Annotated in this window: 14 protein-coding genes; 5 read left to right on the plus strand and 9 right to left on the minus strand. The window is 59.8% G+C overall.

Annotated features, from left to right (window positions below; genetic code table 11):
- The first annotated feature begins 58 nt into the window (after window positions 1-58).
- From RWL87_RS05010 to RWL87_RS05020, 3 genes are all read left to right on the plus strand, one after another.
- Window positions 59-763, plus strand: a complete 705-nt coding sequence (locus tag RWL87_RS05010; RefSeq protein ID WP_049326988.1) for a response regulator transcription factor — start codon at window positions 59-61, stop codon at window positions 761-763.
- 1 nt (window position 764) lies between these two features.
- Window positions 765-2264 (plus strand): HAMP domain-containing sensor histidine kinase, encoded by a 1500-nt coding sequence (locus RWL87_RS05015; protein ID WP_313969111.1) that lies wholly within the window; start codon window positions 765-767, stop codon window positions 2262-2264.
- 321 nt (window positions 2265-2585) lie between these two features.
- A complete protein-coding gene (locus RWL87_RS05020; protein ID WP_005504526.1) occupies window positions 2586-2876 on the plus strand; it encodes a WXG100 family type VII secretion target in 291 nt (96 codons plus the stop codon).
- A gap of 235 nt (window positions 2877-3111) precedes the next feature.
- On the opposite strand, the gene RWL87_RS05025 is transcribed toward RWL87_RS05020, so the two are convergent.
- Window positions 3112-4512 carry an RNase H family protein gene (locus tag RWL87_RS05025; RefSeq protein WP_313969112.1) on the minus strand — a complete coding sequence of 467 codons (1401 nt, stop codon included), beginning with the start codon at window positions 4510-4512 and terminating at the stop codon, window positions 3112-3114.
- 171 nt (window positions 4513-4683) lie between these two features.
- Here RWL87_RS05025 and RWL87_RS05030 point away from each other — a divergent pair, with 171 nt between their 5' ends.
- Window positions 4684-5670, plus strand: coding sequence for a 4'-phosphopantetheinyl transferase superfamily protein (locus RWL87_RS05030; RefSeq protein ID WP_313969113.1), 987 nt, complete (start codon window positions 4684-4686; stop codon window positions 5668-5670).
- Window positions 5671-5777: 107 nt separating this feature from the next.
- Here RWL87_RS05030 and RWL87_RS05035 read toward each other — a convergent pair whose 3' ends face one another.
- The 4 genes from RWL87_RS05035 to RWL87_RS05050 form a co-directional block, all read right to left on the minus strand.
- On the minus strand, window positions 5778-6881 hold the full coding sequence (locus RWL87_RS05035; RefSeq protein WP_313969114.1) for an isochorismate synthase: 1104 nt from the start codon (window positions 6879-6881) through the stop codon (window positions 5778-5780).
- A 63-nt stretch (window positions 6882-6944) separates the two neighbouring features.
- A complete protein-coding gene (locus RWL87_RS05040) occupies window positions 6945-7712 on the minus strand; it encodes an SDR family oxidoreductase (RefSeq protein WP_313969115.1) in 768 nt (255 codons plus the stop codon).
- Entirely contained in the window at window positions 7709-8410 is a 702-nt protein-coding gene (locus RWL87_RS05045) for an isochorismatase family protein (protein WP_313969116.1), read from the minus strand. The genes RWL87_RS05040 and RWL87_RS05045 overlap by 4 nt, the downstream gene beginning before the upstream one ends.
- Window positions 8411-8715: 305 nt before the next feature.
- Window positions 8716-10125 (minus strand): FAD-dependent oxidoreductase, encoded by a 1410-nt coding sequence (locus RWL87_RS05050; protein WP_313969117.1) that lies wholly within the window; start codon window positions 10123-10125, stop codon window positions 8716-8718.
- A gap of 250 nt (window positions 10126-10375) precedes the next feature.
- On the opposite strand from RWL87_RS05050, the gene RWL87_RS05055 reads away from it, so the two are divergent.
- Window positions 10376-10888 (plus strand): mycothiol transferase, encoded by a 513-nt coding sequence (locus RWL87_RS05055; protein ID WP_313969118.1) that lies wholly within the window; start codon window positions 10376-10378, stop codon window positions 10886-10888.
- A gap of 154 nt (window positions 10889-11042) precedes the next feature.
- On the opposite strand, the gene RWL87_RS05060 is transcribed toward RWL87_RS05055, so the two are convergent.
- The 4 genes from RWL87_RS05060 to RWL87_RS05075 all read right to left on the minus strand — a co-directional run bounded on the left by RWL87_RS05060 (window position 11043) and on the right by RWL87_RS05075 (window position 16333).
- On the minus strand, window positions 11043-12338 hold the full coding sequence (locus RWL87_RS05060) for a hypothetical protein (RefSeq protein ID WP_313969119.1): 1296 nt from the start codon (window positions 12336-12338) through the stop codon (window positions 11043-11045).
- 69 nt (window positions 12339-12407) lie between these two features.
- Complete coding sequence (rlmC, locus tag RWL87_RS05065) at window positions 12408-13541, minus strand: 23S rRNA (uracil(747)-C(5))-methyltransferase RlmC (RefSeq protein WP_313969120.1); 1134 nt, start codon at window positions 13539-13541, stop codon at window positions 12408-12410.
- A 245-nt stretch (window positions 13542-13786) separates the two neighbouring features.
- Window positions 13787-15409 carry a chaperonin GroEL gene (gene groL / locus RWL87_RS05070; protein ID WP_049326998.1) on the minus strand — a complete coding sequence of 541 codons (1623 nt, stop codon included), beginning with the start codon at window positions 15407-15409 and terminating at the stop codon, window positions 13787-13789.
- A 351-nt stretch (window positions 15410-15760) separates the two neighbouring features.
- Complete coding sequence (locus RWL87_RS05075) at window positions 15761-16333, minus strand: LytR C-terminal domain-containing protein (protein WP_294628301.1); 573 nt, start codon at window positions 16331-16333, stop codon at window positions 15761-15763.
- Between the last annotated feature and the right edge of the window lie 41 nt (window positions 16334-16374).

Consider the following 16374-nt stretch of genomic DNA (forward strand, 5'->3'; position numbering starts at 1 on the left):
CACACACACATCATTCACTTATCAAGTACAGCCTGCCATTCAGAGAGAAAGATAGAGTATGTCTGCTGAAGCAAAACTCCTAGTCGTCGATGACGAGTTCAACATTCTTGAACTGCTCGCCACCTCCCTGCGTTTCGCCGGTTTTGAAGTAGTCACCGCCGGCAACGGCCGCGAAGCCCTCGAAAAGGCACACGCCGAAAACCCCGACCTCATCGTCCTGGACGTCATGATGCCCGGCATGGACGGCTTCGAGGTGACCCGCCGCCTGCGTGAAAACGGCACCACCACCCCCGTGCTCTTCCTGACCGCAAAGGACGCCACCGAAGACAAGGTCACCGGTCTGGGTGCCGGCGGCGACGACTACGTCACCAAGCCCTTCTCCCTCGACGAGGTGATCGCCCGCATCCGCGCTATTCTGCGCCGTAGCCGTAGCATCCAGGAAGAGGACGACGCCGTACTGCGCGTTGACGCCCTCACCCTGAACGTGGACACCCACGAAGTGTTCCTCGGTGATGAAGAGATCGATCTCTCCCCCACCGAGTTCAACCTGCTGCACTACCTGATGCTCAACGCGAACCGCGTGCTGTCCAAGGCGCAGATTCTCGACCACGTGTGGGAGTACGACTTCAACGGCGACTCCTCCATCGTTGAGTCCTACATTTCGTACCTGCGCCGCAAGATCGACAACAACCGCGAAAACCACGAGCCGCTCATCCACACCAAGCGCGGTGTGGGCTACATGATTCGCGGTTCTCGAGGCTAACGTGGCGCTCAAACCCCTCGACCGGATCCCCCAATCTCTCTCCCTTCGCACCCAGCTGGTGCTCATCACCTCCATGCTCATCGCCCTCTCCATTGCGGTGACGAGCCTGGTGGCGATTTCCGCTCTGCGCGCCCAGATGGTGCACCAGCTGGACGAAGAGATGAAGAGTAGTGCCCCCTCGCTCGTGCAGCTGGCGACCGTGCGCCCCTCCGGCAATCAGGAGCAGTCCCTGAGCACCTACCGCCTGTACCTGCTCGATAAGGACGGCAACGTACTGTACTCGCTCAAGTCCGAGGACAGTGAACAGTTCAGCGAGCCGGCGCTGCAAGGCTGGACCGAAGAGAAGGTTCGCAAGCAAAACGAGGAGGCGGTCACCGTCAATTCGGTGGGTAGTTCCTCCGATTGGCGTGTGCTCGCCGTGCCTATTGAGTCGAATGATTCCTCCGGGCTGACGGAGGCGTCTTCCCTGATTATTGCGATGCCGCTGAAACAAACGAACCAGGTGGTCGCCCTCGTGGGCGTGCTGACCTTCGCGTTTGGTTTGGCGACTCTTGCCTCCGCGATTGCGATGACCTGGGTGATTGTGACCCGCACCTTCGAGCCGCTGGCTCGCGTGGAGCAGACCGCCGCTAAGATTGCGGCTGGCGACCTCTCACAGCGTATCGAGGACTACAACCCCAGCAACGAGATTGGTAACCTTGCGGTCTCGCTGAACACGATGCTCGCCCAGATTGAGGTGCTCTTCAAAGCCCGCGAGAAGAGCGAAGCGAAAATGCGCCGCTTCGTGGGTGACGCTTCGCATGAGCTGCGTACCCCGCTGGTCAGTATTCGAGGCTACTCGGAGCTGTACCGTCAGGGTGCTCTGCCCACTGATGAGGCTGTCGCAACCGCGATGAGCCGCATCGAGTCAGAGTCCAAGCGTATGGGCCAGCTCGTGGAAGACCTGCTGACCCTGGCACGTATTGATGAGCGCCGCGAATCCAAACTGGCGCCCTTCGACCTGTTCAACCTCGCGGTGGACGCTAGTAACGACGCCTACGCCACGGCACCCGATCGTGAGGTGTCCCTGGTGGGTCTGAACGAAGAGGTCGCGCCGACCTCCGCAACCGTGCTCGGCGATGAATCGCGCCTGCGTCAGGTCGTGGCGAACCTGCTGACCAACGCCATGCGCTACACCCCCGACGGCTCTCCCCTAGAGATTGCGGTGGGCGTGCGCGAAGAGGTTCCCGGCTTCCCGCTCTCCGTGCTGGAGGTGCGCGATCACGGCCCCGGTATTCACGGTGAGGACCGCGAGCGCGTCTTCGAACGCTTCTACCGCACCGACACCTCGCGTTCGCGTGAGACCGGCGGTACGGGCCTGGGTCTGTCCATTGTGGCTGCGATTATTGAGCAACACGAGGGCAGGATTCACATTGAAGAGACCGACGGTGGCGGTGCTACCTTCGTGATTTCTTTGCCGTTCTACCCGCCGCCCGTCTCGGACGATCAGCTGATGAAGTAACGCTGCAACGCTGGATAACGCACAAGCCCCCGGGCTGTAGAACTTAAGTGTTCTGCGGTTCGGGGGCTTTGCTGTGCGCGTCATGGGTACGTCATTTTCGGGTGGGTTTTCGATTTTTTCGAGATGGTGGAGCCAATCTGGCGGGTTTATCCACAGATTTATCAATTCATCATTTTTCAGCTCATTTGATGCATTTTGAAAGATATAGTGATAACAAGCTTCCGGTCAGGAACTCACCCCTTCCAGAGATCCAAACCCCAAGCGCCACCCGGGGCAACCGCCCCACCCCACCTATCTCAAATATCTCAAAGGAGAAAAACCATGGCACAGTTCAATGTCGATTCCGAAGTCATCGCAGCCAAGAGCGCACAGGCACGATCCTACGTCGCATCCATCACCGCAGACGTCAACGGTATGACCGCATCCCTGCACGACCTGCAGAGCTCCTGGACCGGCTCCGCATCCGCGAACTTCCAGGGCGTGCTGGACCAGTGGCACGCAACCCAGCGCCAGGTCGAAGCATCCATCACCCAGATCAACGAGGCGCTCACCCGCGCTGGTGTGAACTACGCAGACACCGAGCAGGCTAACGCCTCCATGTTCGTCGGCTAAGGGGTCAGGGCAGCAAGCTCAGAACCCCACCCGCAGGCAGGCGGCAGACCGGGCGGTTTAAAGGTCCCGGCCGCACGGCATACCGCCCGCCAGATTCGCCAGAAGGCGGCGAACATCTATTGAGAAAACCCCGCCGCATCCTCGAGATTGAGGATGCGGCGGGGTTTTATTGCGCGGAAATTTTGAGAGCTCAGAAGCCCGTGCCCTAAGAGTCTGAACTTTAGGAGGCTGGGATTTAGGAGGCTGGGGTCTCCTGGCGGAAACGCAGACGCCACAGACCGCGCTCAGCGTCGTAATGCCAGATGCTCGAACGGCTCACGCGGCCACGCGCGGTCGCAACCGCCGCCATGACCAGCACGCTGGAAGAATCCAGCACCTGCACGCCCTGCTTGAGCGGGGCGCCCTGCTGGGTGAAGGCGCGTTCGCGGTACTGCAGCACCGAGGAGCGGGACACCGACTTGCCGGTAGCGGTCACCCACACCAGACGCTCGTGCAACATAGCCTCCAGCTGAGCCGCCTCCATGACGGAGCCGCGGCTTTCGAGCAGCTGCTCAGCGGCGGCGGCTTCCTCGGGGTTCAGGGAAGGTGCCGTGGGAGCAGACGGGGTAGCGGCTGCGGGTTCAGCGGGCTGAGTAGGTGCCGCAACGGGCTGAGCCGGGGCAGGCTGTGCGGGTGCAGAAGTAGTTGCGGGCGCTTCTTCTGCCTGCTCTTCTGCGTGTTCTTCCGTCTCGCCCAGCAGTTCAGCCGGGTCAACATCGTTCGGATCCAAGCCGGCGAACTCTTCAAGACCGGTCAGGTCATCCTCTTCCTCCGCCTGCGCGGCGCTAGATGCCTGCTGAGCGGCAGTTTCTTGCTGGCGCGCCAACACCTGCGCGTCACGCTCGGCGGCGCGTTCTGCCGCGAGCGCCAGCTGCTCCTTGCGGGTGCGGACCGCCTCCGGGTCGGGGGCGTTCACCGCGGAGGCGGGTCGCAACAGACCGGACAGTCGCAGGCTCTCAACGCCGCGCTGGGCATTCTCGATCTCGGCGGCGGTAAATTCCTGCACGGGCAGGTGGGCGTCCACGGAAGACTCGGAAAGCGCGGGTTCAGCCGCGGGAGCGTTCACAATAGATTCTTCAACAGCCGGAGCCTCAACAGTCTCAGCGCTAGCCTCAGCAGACGCACCGAAGCCGGGACCGTGCGCGGGCTCGCGGCCCTCCTGGTAGGCGCGCGCTGCACCATTCGCCAGGGAGTCAGCCTTCTCGTTGAGCTCGTGGCCCGCGTGGCCCTTCACCCAAATAAACTCGTAGTCACGGCCTGCCAAGGCGGCATCCAGCGCCTCCAGAAGGTCGCGGTTGAGCACAGGCTTGCCGTCGGACTTCTTCCAGCCCTTCTTCTTCCAGCCGGGCATCCACTTGGTCAGCGAGTTAATGACGTACTGGCTATCGCAGTACACGCGCAGCTTCGCCTCCGGACGGGATGCGGTCGCCTCGAACAGGTCCAGGACAGCCTTCAGCTCGCCCATGTTATTGGTGCCGTGCGCCCAGCCGCCGCTCGCCCAGTGATCGTCGTCGATATACCATGCCCAGCCCGCCGGTCCGGGGTTGCCCAGCGCCGAGCCGTCTGCGGCGGCAATAATCTCTTGCGTGCTGTTCACGGTACCTTCTTTCTGCGCCGCCGCCTCTAGCGGGCGGCAGTCCGTAATGATGTCTGTGATGACTTTACCGCACCGGCGGCGAGGGTGCGTAGCGCGCGGTCAGGAGTGTGGAAAACCTAAAGTAGCCTGACCTCGCATATTGCCGTAATGCCGGGCGGGTACACTAAACCTATGAGCTATTCTGCCCCCGAAACACCCAGCGCACAGCGCCCGGAGCACCCTACCGCCAGCCCGAGCGAGCGCGTGCAGATTTTCGCTCTTCCCACCCGCACCATGTACGGTTCCCTGCGTTTTAGCTGGCTCAGCTACCTGGGTCTTGCCGAGCAGCAGCATGCGGCGCAGTTGCCGACCTCCACGGCGGCGGTCAGCTACCTGAGCACTCAGGCGCTTATGCGCGCCATGGCGGCGGCTCGTCTGGATGTACCTTCCAGTGCCGCTTCTGAGATTGAGGTGGATCGCTCCTGCACCCTGTGCACCAGCGGCAAGAAGCACGGCAAGCCGCGTATTGCGGGCGTGAACTTCAATATGTCGCAAGTAAACCCGCTGGTCGTGGGCGCTTTTAGCCGTAATCCCTCGGCGGTGCTCGGCGTGGATGTTGAGACTCTGGACGCGCGTCTGTTCTCTGGTTTTGCGCGCCTGGCGCTCTCCAATGAAGAACGTACGTTCTACGAGCGGGTGGCGCAGGAACGCCCCGCACCCGTACTGCACCTGCTCTCGGTGGCGCTGTGGACCGCTAAGGAGGCGGTGCTCAAAGCGACCGGCCACGGCCTGAGCGTGGTGCCCTCCCTGGTTCGGGTGCAACTCACCGATGCCCTGCTGGACGCGCTTGAGCTTGCCATGAACGAGGAGATTCCGGGTGACCTTCTGGACAACAGCGCCCCCGAGTCTAGCACCCTGCGCGTACTGACTCAGGACAGCTTGACCACCAGCGCGACCTTTAGCGCACCCGTATCTCAGGGCGGCGAGAGCGTTGAACGTAGCTTTAGCCTGCAGTGGGTACCCGTGGCGCTACCCGACGCTGAGAACCCCGAGCAGGCGCAGAAGATGCTCATCGCCCTGGCTGTGGAGAACCCTGCCGAGGGTGAGCCCGCGCAGGTTGAGGCTCAGCTTCTGCCGGTGGCTACTCCCCTGGAACTCAAGCGCCTGCTCACCGATTAGCCACGCTCAATCCTCTAACAGCTCATACAACGACTGAACGCGCCCGCCATAACGGCGAGCGCGTTCAGTCGTTTTATTCTGCCTCGTCAAGGCGTTCGTGGCAGAGCCTAAGGGGTATCCTCGCCCAGGGTATCGACGCCCAGGGCACGGCCAAAGCTGCCGAGCTTCGTACCGGTCTCGGTGTGCTCCAGCTCGGGATCGGACTCAGCCACAATGCCCGCACCCGCGTACAGGACAGCCTCATCCGGGCTGACCTGGGCACAACGCAGAACCAGCGCCCACTCGCCGTTACCCTCAGCGTCCATGTAGCCGACCAGGCCGCCAAAGTAGCGGCGCTCAAAAGACTCCAGCTGACGAATCAGCTCCAGCGCCTTCTCGGTGGGTGCGCCGCAGATTGCGGGGGTCGGGTGAATCGCGCGGGCACCGTCCAGGCAGGTCAGCCCCTCCTTCAGCACGCCGTCGATGGGGGTCGCCAGGTGCCACAGTTGCGGGGTCTTCAGCAGCGAGGGCACCTGCGGCACGTTCAGCTCCTCGGCGATGGGTGCCAGACGCTCCGCAATATCATTGATGACGTAGGCGTGCTCGCCGCGATCCTTCGGCGAGGCAAACAGGCGGTCGCGAATCGCGTAGTCTTCGGCGCTACCGGGCTCAGCAATGCGCGGGGCGCTACCGGCAAGCGGGTGAGTCTTGAAGGCGCGGCCCTCGGTGCGGAACACCAGCTCCGGGGAGGCGCCCATCAGGTAGCTTCCGGTCATGCCGCGCTCGCCGTCGGGCAGGCGCACCGCAAAGTTGAATGCGGAACGCTGCTGGGCGCGCAGGTTGCTGTACAGCGCCTCCAGGTTGAGGGCGCCGGGTGCGTAGCGGGCGGTGAGCACGCGCGAGAGCACAATCTTGCTCAGCTCGCCCGCCTTCATACGTTCCACGGCGGTGGCCACGGCGGTGCGGAACGAGTCGTTCTGGCGGCCGGTCACCGATACCGGTTCGGCAAGTTCCACGGTCTGCTCGGGGACCGGCACCTGCTGCTCCTCCAGGCGTTCGGGCACGAAGAGGTAGGCGGGCATATCCGGGTCAAAAGGAATCAGACCCACGACGGCGCTACCGGCGCGTTTTGCCTCGTCCAGGGCGTTATCAAAGGTGACAGGGGTCATCGCACCGGCCGCGCGGAGCACGCGGGTGCCGGTGGCAAAGATAAAGTCAGGAAGGTTCGTCATCGTACTTCTATCAGTGGTGTGTAGGTTCGCGCCGGGTATTCACAGGCCGGGCGCGGGATGCCGTTAGAGGGTGGCGCCGCCGTCGGCGACAATCTCCTGCATGGTGATGTGGCGGGAAGCCTCAGAAATGAGGAAAGCATTCACTGCAGCAATGTCGGCGGGGTCAGCAATACGGCGCAGCGGAATGCCCAGGCGGAACGTTTCAGGGTTACCGGCAACCGGCAGGGCGGAGCGGTCCTCCCCCTCCCAGGCGTCAGTCACCATGGGGGTGCGGGTGGTGCCGGGGCAGACCGAATTCACGCGAATACCGTGCGCGGCAAGCTGCAGACCGAAGCTGGAACTCACGCGCGCCGCCGAAGCCTTGGACGCACCGTAAGCGCCGAACTCCGCGCGGGGCACACGCGCCGCGTTGGAGGCGACCGTCACCAGGGAGCGGCTGTTGGTCGGGTCGGACTCCTGCTGGTCAATCATGATGCGCGCGAATTCGCGCAGGCACAGGAACACGCCGTCGGAGTTGACCGCGTGCAGGCGCTTCCAGGTGTCGAAGCTGGTCTCCAGTAGCGGCTGGCTGTGGGCGATACCCGCGGCGAGCACCGCGCCGGTGATGGGTTCGTCGAGCGCTGCCACGGCGTTAGCGAGGGCGGTGACGGATTCTTCGCTGGTCACGTCCACGGAACGGTAGCGGAAGATAGCGTCCCCGTAGGTGCCGAAGGAGGCAATGGGCTGTTCCACCAGGTCAGCCGCAAATACCGAATAACCGTTCTTAATCAGCTGGTGAACCGTAGCCTCACCAATACCACCGTTCGCGCCGGTCACGATCACCCAGCTCATGCGCGCGCCTCCTCAGCAGCCTCAACCGTTTCAGCACCTTCTGCAGCATGCAGGTCTGCGAGCACATCGGCAGTGTTGAGCACGCGGGCGCAACGACCCGAAGCATACTCGCACGCCATACGGTGCTCCTCCTCCGAGAAGTCGGCGAGCGCATCCGCAACCATGAACGGCTGAATGTCACGCATGAACGCCTCCAGGGCGGTGGTCAGGCAGCCAATGTGCGCGTACACGCCGCCGATAATGAGCTGGTCGCGACCGGACTCCTTGAGCAGGTCCTCGAAGGGGCTGCGCACGAACGCGGAGTAACGCCACTTGGTCAGCACGGTGTCACGGTCGGTGGGTGCCAGTTCGTCGAGCACGCGGGCGGACTCGTCGTTCTGCAGGCCGTCGCCCCAGAAATCAATGAGCAGGCGGCGATCCTCGGGGTTCTGGCGCGGCGGCTGCGCGGTGTAGTAGACGGGGATTCCTGCGTCGTGGGCGGCGTCAATGAGGCGGCGCAGGTTCTTGATGGCGACGTTAATCTGGGCGTCCGGGTTACCGTTGCCCTCTCCCAGATTGGCGCCTTCGAAAGCCTGGACGAAGTGTACCTGCATGTCGTGAACGAGCAGTACGGCTCGGCTGGGGTCTACGGGCCAGCTCACGCGGTTGCTGTGCTCACGGTCAATGTAGGTGTAGGGCTTGATTTTGGGCAGTGCCATGATTCTCCCGGTTCGTGCCTATGATGTTCGGTTGTATGCGTGGCGCAGGTGGCGCACTGTGGTGGGCGCAGTGGTGAGTGAGGCTCTCCTCCGAGCCCCTCGCACTAACCACTCGGTCAGTGAGCTTGCGCTTATCTCATAACAATCTTAGGGCATGCTTAGCTATAGGGTATATCTGTGCCTTAACAAAAATGCTTCCCCACCCGCACCCCCGTTGACAGCACAACGGGCGGAACGGGCAGGGAAGCACTCAGACAAGCAGAAACGCTACATGCACCGCGAATCCGGACGCGATTCTAATTCAGCTAGTTCACGGGCACCGCGACGGCAAGAATCTCATTCAGACCCTCAGTAATCGAGGGGTGAGTGTAAATCTCATCGCGCAGCTGCGAAGCAGTAATGCCGTGGCGCATCGCCAGCGCCACCAGGTTAATAACCTCCATGGACTCGATTACCAGCAGCTGGGCACCCAGAATCTGGTCGGTCTGCGCATCGATCACGAACTTCATGATGCCGCGCGGGTTCTCCTGGGTCTTCGCGCGCGGCATAGCGGCAACCGCGGCAACCGGCTTCGAAGCGACCTTGACCTTGTGGCCAGCCTCGATTGCCTCACGCTCGGTCATACCAACCGAAGACAGCGGCGGGTTCATGTAGATGGTCGAAGCCACAGCCTTGCGGTCCTTGGTGGAGCGGGAACCGTCACCGACCAGCTGGGAAAGCACCACGCGGTAGTCATCCATGGAGATGTAGGTGAACTGCGGGCCGCCGTTCACGTCACCGAGCGCGAAAATGTTCGGCACGGTGGTGCGCAGGTGCTCGTCCACGACAATTGCGCCGCGGTCGTTGGTTTCGATGCTGGTGTTCTCCAGGCCCAGGCCCTCGGTGGCGGGCTTGCGGCCGGTCGCAACCATTACGTAGTCCACCTCCAGCTGCTGGGTAGCACCCTCAGAGTCAAGGTAGGTCACGGTCACCGAGTCAGCGCCGTCCTTGAAGGACTGCACGCGCACGCCGGTATGAGCGGTAATGTCCTGGTCGGCAATAATCTCGCGGGCAACCTGGGCAACGTCCTCGTCGTAGCGGCCGAAGAGGGCGGGTGCGCCGTCCAGAATGGTCACCTCGGTACCGTAGGAGGAGAAAATACCGGCAAACTCAACACCGATGGGGCCGCCACCGATAATGCCCAGGCGCTTGGGGCGCGGGGTGAGCTTCTGTAGCTCGGTGGAGGTGAGCACACGCTCAGATTCGCGGATGCCCTCAATCGGCGGGATGACCGACACGGCGCCGGTGTTGACGATGAAGTAGTCGGCGGTAACGCGCAGGGTGTCCTCGCCCGCGGTGACCTCAACCTCGGTATCGGAGATGAAGCGTGCGTGACCGTCAATGAGCTTAGCGGTCTCGTTGGACAGCAGGATTTCGCGGTTCTTGGCGCGCATCGCACCGGTCAGCTTGTCACGGAAAACCACGGCGGACTCGTAGGCGGCGTTTGCTTCTTCAAGGGTGCGCTCGCCGCTGGCGCGGAACTCGTCGGCGCGGTGAACCAGCGCCTTGGTGGGCACGCAACCGATGTTGATGCAGGTGCCGCCGTACATGCCGGTGGACTGTTCGATGAGGGCAACGTTCTTACCGGTCTTGGCGTATGCGCCGGCGAGGGTCTTGCCGCCCTTACCGAAACCGATGATGACCATGTCAAAGTGCAGCTGAGCGGGGGTGGTCATAATATCTCCTGTGGAATTTAGATGATGATGTCTTCGCAGAGTTCAACGGGAAGAAATGAGTATTATTCCCGAGCGCCACATTTTTTCTTTCAAACCGACTCTTTCAAACCGACTCTTTCAAACCGACTCTTTCAAACCGACTCTTTCAAGGCGACTCTTTCAAGGCGACTCTTTCAAGGCAGCGAACACTCGGGCGTAGACTGAAACTAACCGGCTCCCTGCGAGGAGCCAGCATCTTCAGGAGGATTCCATGAAAACCCACGACATTCTGCGCGACGCCGCCAGCCGCCCCGGCATCGAAGCCGCCGTGGCAGTCAAGGGGCTGTCAGCCGAGGCTTTGAACGCCCACCCGGGCGGGCACCCGAACTCTATCGCCTGGCTGCTCTGGCACGCCGGACGGCAGATGGATATGCAGCTTTCCGCCCTGAACGGTCAGCCGCAGGTCTGGGAGACTCAGGGCTTCAGGGAGCGTTTCAACCTGGGCGAGCTCGGCGACACCATGGGTTACGGCCACACCACCGAGCAGGCACACTCCATCATGGTTGAGGATTCGGCTCTTCTGGTGGAGTATCTAGTGGCGACCGGCGAGGCGCTCGCGGCCTACGCGGCGACGCTGAGTGAGGCTGATTTGAGTGAGATTATTGACCGTTCGTGGACTCCGGCGGTGACTCGCGGTGTGCGCCTGATCAGCATGATTGACGATGCGGCGCAGCACGTGGGTCAGGCGGCGTACGCGGCGGGTATTCTCGCGGCGCAGGGCTAGGAGCGGCGAGCTAAACCTCGCCCCAACACTAAACATGAAGGAGCGGTGGCGCCTCGGATGATTATTTCCGAGGCGCCACCGCTCTTTTTACGTAACCCCTCTAAAAGGCCAGGCTATATTTGAACGACTTTTCCACCTGAGGTCAGATATCTCGTTACTTTTCCTTTTGAAGAACCCTTACAAGAACCTTCTCGGTTCTTGACGAGTAAAGATACTTCCTAAGGGCATCGCTTCCACGCTTTAACGAGTACAACAGTTCAAGCTTTTTATATATGTCATTAGCCAAGATAGAGGACTCATGTTTACGCTCCTCTTCAAACATTTCTTTATTAATATCATGCGGCAATTCAGTCATCGCAGATATATAATCTTCAACTCCAGAACGCGTATAAAATAACCAATGAACTTTCTTGGAATCCTTTAGCGACAACAGGTTCCAATAGAGCTCCAACAGATTGTAATCCCTACGAGCAAGCATCCTAGAATATCTGCGCAATTTATCACTTAATAATTCATTGACAATTCGAGTAAAATCATCAGCCTCAGACAGCTCAATAAATTGAAAATTATTAATTTTATTCATTCCATAAATAGGGACATATACCAGTGAAAAGTAGTTAGGAACCCGTTTCTCCATCCTCATTGAGACAATTGAATTCTGAACCCCCACAACATAATCATAATTATTTGATATGTCGTACAAATTTTTATCAATCCACAGCATCAATTTTTCATACAACAATACTGATTCTTCTAGATGCTTATTTCTTTCTTTATCAATAATCTTTCGAACGTCGCGTTTCTGACTATAAAAATAGAAGAAGAAGACTGTTGGCGCCAAGGCTAGCAACGTAGCAACCAGCGGCAACTTCGAGACTAAATCCACGATGTCAACCCTAATGTTCAATAATTGAAGCATCAAGTCTTGAATCCTATCCACCGACAGATTAGAAAAACTAAAAATACGCAACGAGATACAAGAAAGAGCGAAAGAAACGACCACAGGGACACTAATTAGAAATTTAAATATTGCAAATATAGCGTGCGAGAATGGTGCCTTATTTAAACCTTTCCAAACCATATTTTCATTTGGATACCCGTATGTCACCTGCCCCAAATTTAGAAATCTGTAAACCCTGGTCACCAGGTAATTAAATCGCACCATAAGGAGGGCACGACCTATATTCTCATTGTATACCGAGCGCTCACCTATATCTTCCAACTTTAAAGAAGTAGATAACCACAATTTCCTCAGGATAATTTCATACAATAATAAGTATATAATTAATATTATTAGATAATAGATAGCGAATTCTAGAATGCTTGCCAAGTCCCCCTGAGCCTCTACCCCAGAGAAAAATTTCCTGACATCTTTGAGGGGCAAAATTATCGCAATAGCAACAAATGGAATCAGGGCAATTATTTGCCTAGCAATTTTAGAAAATAACATATATTTAAGTCACTCCCGAAACTCAGAATACCGATTCTTAAGATATTTAATATTCCACAGTAAAAAATCCTACTGCCTCTGCAGCAACACCATGACCTCATAGTGGTCCGTATGCGGGAACATATCCAGCACACGGCCCTGCACCGGCGCATACGACGGCATGCGCGCCAGGTCCTTCGCCAGAGTCACCGCGTTACAGCTCGAATACACCACGCGGTCAATACCCGAACCCTCAATCCACGCGCACAGGCTCTCACCAATACCGCGACGCGGCGGGTTCACCACCAGCATCTGCGGCACCGTGCCCGAAGACACCGCGAACTCCGGCGCGTCCTGTGCCGAAAAGTCCACGCCCTCCAGCCCGTACTCGGCCACCGTACGCTGCGCCGAAGCGACCGCCTCCGCACTGATCTCAATACCCGTTACCGAGCCGCCATCCATCACCGAGGCCGCATGCAGGGCAAAACCACCCACGCCGCAGTACAGGTCCCACAGCGAGCGCGGAGCCACCTCACGCACCCACTCGCGACCCTGCGCGTACATCGCCTCAGCAACCTTCGTGTTCGTCTGGAAGAAGCTCTGCGGGCGCAGGTGCAGGGTCAGGTCATTCACCTGCATCGGCAGGGTCTGACGCTTCGACAGGATAATCTCCTCGTCACCCTCAACACGTGCTACCGGCTCACGCAGCAGGTTCACCGACAGCACCGCCAGGTTCGGCAGCCGCTCATTCAGCCAGTCCATTTGGCGGCGAATCGGCACCAGAAGCTTCTTCGAACGCAACACAAAACGCACCATCAGCTCGCCCGCCGCCGAAGCGGTCACCAGAATATTCTTCAGCTCACCGCGACGATTCGGAATGTCATAGGGCGTCAAATCTGCGCGCTGAATCAGTTCACGCAGCACCGGAATAGCCGCCTGAATCGGCTCCATATAGAGCAGGCATTCTCCAAGATCAGTGGATGCGCCCGTACGGTAATCCACAATGCCGAGGGTTGGGTTCTTCGCCGAACCGCCCACCACAAGCTTCGCCTTGTTGCGGAAGCCCCCCTCCGCGCTGGTCACCGGGTCCAGCCACTGCAGCTGCGGGTACGCGGCAAGCAGGGCGCGGGCATGCTCCTGCTTCGCCTGCACCTGGGCGGTGTAGGCGGTTTCAATGCTGGGGCAGGAGGAGCAGAGGTCATCACGAAAATAGGCACATTCCATAGGGGCACCATTTTACCGCCTCCACGAGCCGGCACGCCGCCGGCCCGTCAAAGACGCAGGATGCGCGGGCGCCAAGAAACAGGCACACAAAAGCGGGGGCGGCCACCCATCGTGGGTAGCCGCCCCCGCCTCATACGGATGCGTGTGATTATGCCGGGTTAGCTTCCAGCGGCATCTCACCACCGAAGGTCACTTCGTGCCCTTCGGATTCCATAACTTTTTGCCCCATCAGGGACAAAAAGTTATTACATCATTCCAGCCATGCCGTCTGCACCGGGAGCAGCCGCACCAGCGGGCTCCGGCTTGTTCGCAACAACAGCCTCGGTGGTCAGGAACAGACCGGCAATCGACGCAGCGTTCTGCAGAGCCGAACGGGTCACCTTCACCGGGTCAGCAATACCGGCAGCCATCAGGTCCTCGTACTCACCGGTTGCGGCGTTCAGGCCGGTACCAGCAGGCAGGGAGCGAACACGGTCAACCACAACACCCGGCTCCAGGCCAGCGTTAGAAGCAATCTGCTTCAGCGGTGCGTCAATAGCCACGCGCACAATGTTCGCGCCGGTAGCCTCGTCACCGGTCAGCTCCAGCTTGTCGAAGACCTTCACGCCAGCCTGAATCAGAGCAACGCCACCACCGGGGACGATACCCTCCTCAACAGCAGCCTTAGCGTTACGCACAGCATCCTCAATGCGGTGCTTGCGTTCCTTCAGCTCAACCTCAGTTGCGGCGCCAGCCTTCAGCACAGCAACACCACCGGCGAGCTTAGCCAGGCGCTCCTGCAACTTCTCACGGTCGTAGTCGGAGTCGGAGTTAGCAATCTCTGCACGGATCTGAGCAACGCGACCCTCGATAGCTGCTGCGTCGCCCGCACCCTCGATGATGGTGGTCTCGTCCTTGGTCACAACGACCTTGCGAGCGGAACCGAGCATGTCCAGGGTTGCTGCGTCCAGGGACAGGCCAACCTCTTCGGTAATGACCTGGCCGCCGGTCAGGATAGCGATATCAGCCATCTGAGCCTTACGGCGGTCACCGAAGCCCGGAGCCTTCACAGCCACAGACTTGATGGAGCCGCGCATCTTGTTCAGCACCAGCAGAGCCAGAGCCTCACCCTCAACGTCCTCAGCAACGATCAGCAGCGGCTTGCCGGACTGCATGACCTTCTCCAGGACGGGAACGAGGTCCTTAACGTTCGAAATCTTCTGGTTCACAACCAGGATGTAGGGGTCCTCCAGGACTGCTTCCTGACGCTCCGGGTCGGTCACAAAGTAACCGGACAGGAAGCCCTTGTCGAAGCGCATACCCTCAGTCAGTTCAAGGTGCAGACCGAAAGTGTTGGAGTCCTCAACAGTGATGACGCCTTCCTTGCCGACCTTCTCCATTGCCTCAGCAATGAGCTTGCCGATCTCGGCGTCGCCAGCGGAAATCGAAGCGGTTGCGGCGATCTCTTCCTCGGTCTCAACTTCCTTAGCGGAGGAGAGCAGAGCCTCGGTCACAGCCTCAACAGCCTTCTCGATGCCGCGCTTGAGGCTCAGCGGGTCAGCGCCAGCAGCCACGTTGCGCAGGCCCTCGCGGACCAGTGCCTGAGCCAGAACGGTAGCGGTGGTGGTACCGTCACCAGCAATGTCGTCAGTCTTCTTGGCAACTTCCTTGACGAGCTCCGCACCAATCTTCTCGTACGGATCCTCCAGCTCGATTTCCTTCGCGATCGAGACACCGTCGTTGGTGATGGTGGGGGCGCCCCACGCCTTCTCCAGCACAACGTTGCGGCCGCGGGGGCCGAGGGTCACCTTCACTGCATCGGCGAGGGTGTTCAGACCGCGCTCCAGGCCGCGGCGTGCCTCTTCGTCAAAAGCAATGAGCTTTGCCATAAGTGTCCTCCTGAACGATAGGATGTTCTCCTGCATCCCGCTGGGATGCAGTACGTCTAAAATCGGGTCGCTATCCCTCCCCCGCGCACCCGTGACGACAACCGTGACAGAGGGTGCGGGCAGAGTAGGGCGCAGAACGCCCGAATGCTACATCAATTGTGGCACCCGCACCGGCGTGGAGCAAACGTTTAAGCCCAAGGTTGAAGGGTTAATCGCCCAGTGCTTAATCTGCGCTCATCAAGCCCACCAAAAGGGGCGTTAAAAGCATCAACCCCACCCGGTGCACGATTGGAATTGCACGGGTGGGGTTGAAAGAAAACTTGTAATTACAGAAGCGACGCGGGCTAGGTTTTAGCCGGTGTAATCCGACGCCAGAACCACAATCACCTCGTGGTTACCCATCTCAACGCTAGCGGTCGCCTGGCGTACCTGCGAAATATCCAGCTTCGAGGCGATGCTCTGCGCCTGCGACTGGTAGCCCTCAGCATAGTAGACCACGCTGGTTGCAGGTGCCGCGCCGGTGTAGTTCGCGGTCTCGCTGATGGTGTATCCGGTCAGCAGAGCCGCCGCACTGGAGGCGCTACCCGCCGGAGCAGAGGCATTGTAGACCGCCACCGAGATGGACTCAGCCAGGCCGGTCTTCGTGGGGCTCGCCGAAGCGGAGGCGGTAGCCGGCGCAGAAGACGCCGATGCGCTTGCGGGAGCAGAGCTGCTCTTCGCGGTGGACGCCGAGTACTGCGGGGATGCAGTGCGCGGCGCGTACACGTACATTGCGCCGCCAATCAGCAAGCCAACCACGCCGGCGGCGACCAGGGGGATAGCACCCTTGGGGCTTTTTGCCGGGTCGACGTTGACCGCGCGGTAGGTTCCGCGGCGGGCGGTGTTCTCGTCTACCTCGTCAAATTCGTCGCGGGGGTAGCTCATTTATCCTCATTTCACGGGTCTCTGTTTACCGGCGGGTACCG

Origin of the sequence: uncultured Rothia sp., from assembly GCF_963555405.1 — a bacterium.
GTDB lineage: Bacteria > Actinomycetota > Actinomycetes > Actinomycetales > Micrococcaceae > Rothia.